Annotated in this window: 6 protein-coding genes and 1 pseudogene; 2 read left to right on the top strand and 5 right to left on the bottom strand. The window is 52.0% G+C overall.

The window, feature by feature from the left end; translation table 11 throughout:
• Window positions 1-357 precede the first annotated feature (357 nt).
• The 3 genes and pseudogenes from IKE44_RS01275 to murB all read right to left on the bottom strand — a co-directional run bounded on the left by IKE44_RS01275 (window position 358) and on the right by murB (window position 1,740).
• The gene (locus IKE44_RS01275) at window positions 358-594 is read right to left on the bottom strand and encodes a hypothetical protein (RefSeq protein WP_230581351.1); all 237 of its coding nucleotides are present in this window, start codon (window positions 592-594) and stop codon (window positions 358-360) included.
• Window positions 595-620: 26 nt separating this feature from the next.
• Window positions 621-731, bottom strand: a pseudogene (locus IKE44_RS01280) (diacylglycerol/lipid kinase family protein); the annotation flags it as partial.
• A 94-nt stretch (window positions 732-825) separates the two neighbouring features.
• Window positions 826-1,740, bottom strand: coding sequence for a UDP-N-acetylmuramate dehydrogenase (gene murB / locus IKE44_RS01285; RefSeq protein WP_015374224.1), 915 nt, complete (start codon window positions 1,738-1,740; stop codon window positions 826-828).
• Between the two features lie 522 nt (window positions 1,741-2,262).
• On the opposite strand from murB, the gene IKE44_RS01290 reads away from it, so the two are divergent.
• Entirely contained in the window at window positions 2,263-2,865 is a 603-nt protein-coding gene (locus IKE44_RS01290; RefSeq protein ID WP_235434212.1) for an IMEF encapsulin system ferritin-like cargo protein, read from the top strand.
• 15 nt (window positions 2,866-2,880) lie between these two features.
• On the top strand, window positions 2,881-3,735 hold the full coding sequence (locus IKE44_RS01295) for a family 1 encapsulin nanocompartment shell protein (protein WP_287464781.1): 855 nt from the start codon (window positions 2,881-2,883) through the stop codon (window positions 3,733-3,735).
• 170 nt (window positions 3,736-3,905) lie between these two features.
• Here IKE44_RS01295 and IKE44_RS01300 read toward each other — a convergent pair whose 3' ends face one another.
• Together IKE44_RS01300 and IKE44_RS01305 are read right to left on the bottom strand one after the other, a co-directional pair.
• Window positions 3,906-4,370 carry a hypothetical protein gene (locus IKE44_RS01300; protein ID WP_287464783.1) on the bottom strand — a complete coding sequence of 155 codons (465 nt, stop codon included), beginning with the start codon at window positions 4,368-4,370 and terminating at the stop codon, window positions 3,906-3,908.
• A 151-nt stretch (window positions 4,371-4,521) separates the two neighbouring features.
• On the bottom strand, window positions 4,522-4,629 hold a 108-nt coding region (locus IKE44_RS01305), incomplete at its 5' end, for a transposase (protein WP_287464785.1).

Below are 4,629 nucleotides of genomic sequence, written 5' to 3' on the forward strand. Positions count from 1 at the left end.
ATGGATACTCATGTTGCCTGTGGCTCCCAACGGGACGGGTGCCAGGTGTTGCCTGCAGATAGGCTGCCAACCAGCCTATCATGCATCCACCTCCGAAGGGGAAACAGGAAACCCCCACTTCGATAAGTGGGGGAGGTTCATGATGAGAAAGGGGCTGACCCAAAAGGCTGTCTGACTTCAAGATAGACACGAAATATAGTGCGGAAGAAGCGGTCAATGCCGTATATAGAGAGACGAAAGGGGGTGTCCTGATCCTTTTGGGACACCCTCTTGGCGTTTGGCCATGTGCAACGCCGCTCCCTTTTCCCTGTTTCTTCAGTTGTCCGTTTTGCTTTCGACCGCTCCTCTCCTTTACGCTCACGTCGAATGATGGCGGTTCTCCCGCTCCGAGATGATTTTCGAAATACGGACAAACCCCAACATACAGAGAATCGTGATCCCCCAACCAATGCCTTCGCGAATGACAATCGCACGGTCAAACGCTTCGACGTCGTAGCGAACGATCAAGTACGCCTTAATCGCCGCCAACAGCCCGTCGCGCAAAGCAAAACCAACAGTGATCCATTGAAAAAGTGAAAAGACATCACGTTCCAAAAACCGTCTTTTCATGACCGAGCGCGAAGCCCAACACGATTGAACCGCCCTTTCCATGCCGAACGGTTGGCCATGCGGGCGATATGGGCGTCAAAACCGCAGCCGACGCTGTTGGCAAACGCGCCGTCGGGCACGGATAATCCCTTTTCTTACCTATTGGCGGTTTGTTTCATTTTTCCTCTCGGCGAAATAAGAAAAATCCGAACCCGCAAACCGGATTCGGATCAGTCATCATTCCTCACCGATAATTTTCACTTCCAGCTCTAAATCAACTCCGAACTTCTCCTTTACGGTTTTGCGCACCATGTCGATCGTCGCGATGTAATCGGCAGCCGTCGCATTGTTTTTGTTAATGATGAATCCGGCGTGCTTCGTCGACACTTCTGCACCGCCGAATCCTTTTCCCTGAAGGCCGCTGTCTTGAATGAGCTTGCCGGCAAAATAGCCCGGCGGCCGCTTAAACACGCTTCCGACCGACGGATACTCAAGCGGCTGTTTCGATTCGCGCTGAAATGTTAAATCATCCATTTTCGCCTTAATTTGTGCATAGTCGCCCGGCTGCAGGGAAAAGACGACTTCAAGCACAATATCATGCGTCCGGCTGATGATGCTTGTTCGATAACCGAGCTCCAGTTCCTCGTTTGTCAATGTTTTCAACTCGCCGGCGAGCGTCGCCACCTTGACATGGTCAAGCACATCTTTCACTTCCCCGCCGTACGCTCCGGCGTTCATCATAATCGCCCCACCGACCGACCCCGGAATGCCGCAGGCAAACTCCAACCCGGTGAGATGTTGTTCGAGCGCGAACCGCGACACCGCTTTAATATCCGCCCCGCTTTGGGCGATCACGTTGTTTCCTTCACGCCAAATGCGGTTGAGATGCTTCAGCTGCATGACAATGCCGCGCAGCCCGCCGTCGCGGATGATGACGTTCGAACCGTTGCCGAGAAGGGTAAACGGCAGGCCGTACTCCTCTTTCAGCCGCAACACCTCGATGACTTGCTCGTACGTTTCCGGCCAGACGAGAAAATCAGCCTTGCCGCCGATCCGCACTAATGTATGGTTTTTCATCGGCTCATCGCGCAGGACGTTTCTTTCCCCACAAATCTCTACGAGTCTTTGATAAATATGTTCCGCACGTTTCATCGTTCTGTCTCACCTTCTTCGCTCATTCCATGCCGCTTGGCGGCATTCATTCCACATCGTTTCCATTATCGCCGGAATCGCGCCGCATATCAAGTGGGCAATGTTCCTTATTCTGTTTTATTCGGGACTGGGCCAAAAGGTGACGTTTTTGCCGGACGGAAAAAGCAATCTACAGGAAACGGAGCACCCTTCGCGTGCAGAAAAGTGGAGCGGTCTGTCCGCTGAAAAAACGGAACCGCGTTACGCGATCCAAGATCAACCCCCATCACCTTTGTTTCGTGTCGCGGTTCCACTTCAAATGTGACCGCAACAGCCAAGTACCATTTCTTTCTCCTTGCAACGATTACATGGTATCGTTTTTTTCATCATCATTCAATTATGAAGAAAACGGCTCGCTTTTATCCCCCCCTCGAGGAGTGGGCTTTCTCGCTCGCTGATCTGTAATGCGGACGAGAGCAAAGAGGTTTACAATCATATACATATGGAAAAAATGGTAACAACCATTTCATGGGAGGGAGTCCATTGCACGACGCACACGACGCATTAGCAGAGGTCAGCGCCATTCTCGGCCGGTCGAAAGAGGCGCTCGGCCAGTTTCAAGCGATTTTAGAGCCGACAATTGAACAGGCGGCTGATGATCATGAACGGCTGTATTGGCATCATATTTACGAAGAAGAGGAGCACCGATTTGACCGTTTGGCCGCCCTGCTTCCAAAGTTGGAGGAGGCATTGGCGGACGAAGCGTTCTTATCGCGGGAAAACGGCGACTTTCTGCGCCTGTTGCAAGACATCAGCCTAGAAAAATTCGGCTTGCACAACTTTTTGGAGCATCTCGATTTGTCGTTGTTTCATTATAAAGGGACGGAACATGAACCGGCGATTGCGGCGATGCGCGACATGACCGCGGCGGACTACCAACAGATGAAAGCCGCTCTCGAAACGCTCAACCGTGCGCTCGATGCGCCATTGTCTTTCGACGCTTCAGTGCCGACGGACGAAAAAGAGCATCAAAAAGACCATTTGAAACTGGCTCAGTACGCTGTCCCTCCTTCCGACCCAGCACCTGTCCGCCCATCGATCGGAACGAGACGGCAACTGACAGTCGGCAGCTTAAAACACGGATAAGAAAGGAGAGGAAACATGGATAAAACGAAGCTGTATCCAGAAGCCCCGCTCACAGCAAGCCAATGGAGCGAGCTTGAGAAACTGGTCATTGAAACGGCGCGCCGCCAGCTCGTCGGACGTAGGTTTATCGATTTGTACGGTCCGCTTGGCGAAGGCGTCCAGTCGGTCGCCAACGATATTTATATGAACCCGGAACAGGGGGACATGAGCTTCCACGGCAAAGAGCTGAGCCTTTCCGAGCCGGCGCGCCGCGTGCATTTAACGATCCCGCTTTTGTATAAAGACTTTATTTTGTACTGGCGTGACATTGAACAGGCGAAACAGCTCGGCAGCCCGATCAACTTTTCCGCCGCCGCCAACGCCGCCCAGCAGTGCGCGCTGCTCGAGGACGATTTGATTTTCAATGGTTCAACTGAATTTGATGTGCCGGGCATTATGAACGTCAAAGGAAAAATCGCCCACATTCGCAGCGATTGGATGAAATCGGGCAACGCCTTTACTGACGTCGTCGAAGCACGCAACAAGCTGCTTCAGCTCGGCCATACCGGCCCATACGCGCTCGTCTTGTCGCCGGAATTGTATGCGTTGATCCACCGCGTCCATGAAGGAACGCATGTGCTTGAAATTGAGCACATCCGCGAGCTGATGACCGCCGGCATTTACCAAACTCCGGTCATTAAAGGCAAACGCGGCGTCGTCATTGACACCGGCCGGCAAAACATCGACCTCGCTGTCGCGGCCGACATGCAAACTGCGTTTTTAGACACAGAAAATATGAACTACCTATTCCGCGTCTATGAGTCCGTCGTACTGCGCATCAAACGTCCAAGCGCCATCTGCACGCTCGAGGATCCGAACGAGTCAGCATGAGCAGCGCCTGATCCGGAGAAGCGACACGCGGGCTTCCCTTGCCATCAAACAGCAAGAACGGCATATGGCCAGCGATCCGCGCCATGAAAACGAGGCTACAGCAAATTCCCTTTAACAAAGACGCGCCCGGACGATAGGGGAGATCGCCGGGCGGTTTCTTGATTTTCCCATTAAGCGGTGCGGGCCGTTTGTCCTTGAACGTTGGAGACGAACAGCGACAATTCGGGGCTGAGCGCCTCAACACCGATGTCATCGATAATCATTTTCGCTTCCCGCCAAAAATGAACGGTATAACTGCCTTCATAAATCTCAAAGAGGCGTTTTAAATAGCGCCGCTTGTTGTTGATGGCTTCCCGTTTATAAGCGGCGTTGTTCAGCTCACGAATTTTTTTATGTTCAGGCGCAGAGATGACGCTGATGTCATGAACGTTGACGATGAGCCGTTCCCCTTGTTCGGTCACAAAACCGACCGAATAGTATTGGGCGCCTAGTTGATCGATATGAACGATGCAGACGTTTCGATATTCTTCGCCGGAACGGAGGCGGAGAAGCGCCGCTTCCACCGCGCCGCCGACTTTTCGCTCGTTGGCCAAAATCGCTTTCATATCGCGCAGTCCGTTCATCGGAATGCCCATGGTGTCTCCCCCTTGTCCCTAGCCAAGATGGCGTTTTCGCAATTCCTTTTACTATTATGATACCAATCATTCATTCGGATGTAAATGAGATTCATTTTCAAACTAACCATGTAATTTAAAGGTTCATCACCAAAAGTTGTACTTGCACCTGTCATGAAAGTATGTTAGCTGTTTCTAGCCGAACCCGCAATGCAAAACGCTGGATATTTCTGTATCCGTATCCCCGACGTTTCATCAGCTTGATCTTGTTATTTGTTCC

Origin of the sequence: Geobacillus sp. (genome assembly GCF_017515625.1) — a bacterium.
Lineage (GTDB): Bacteria > Bacillota > Bacilli > Bacillales > Anoxybacillaceae > Geobacillus > Geobacillus stearothermophilus.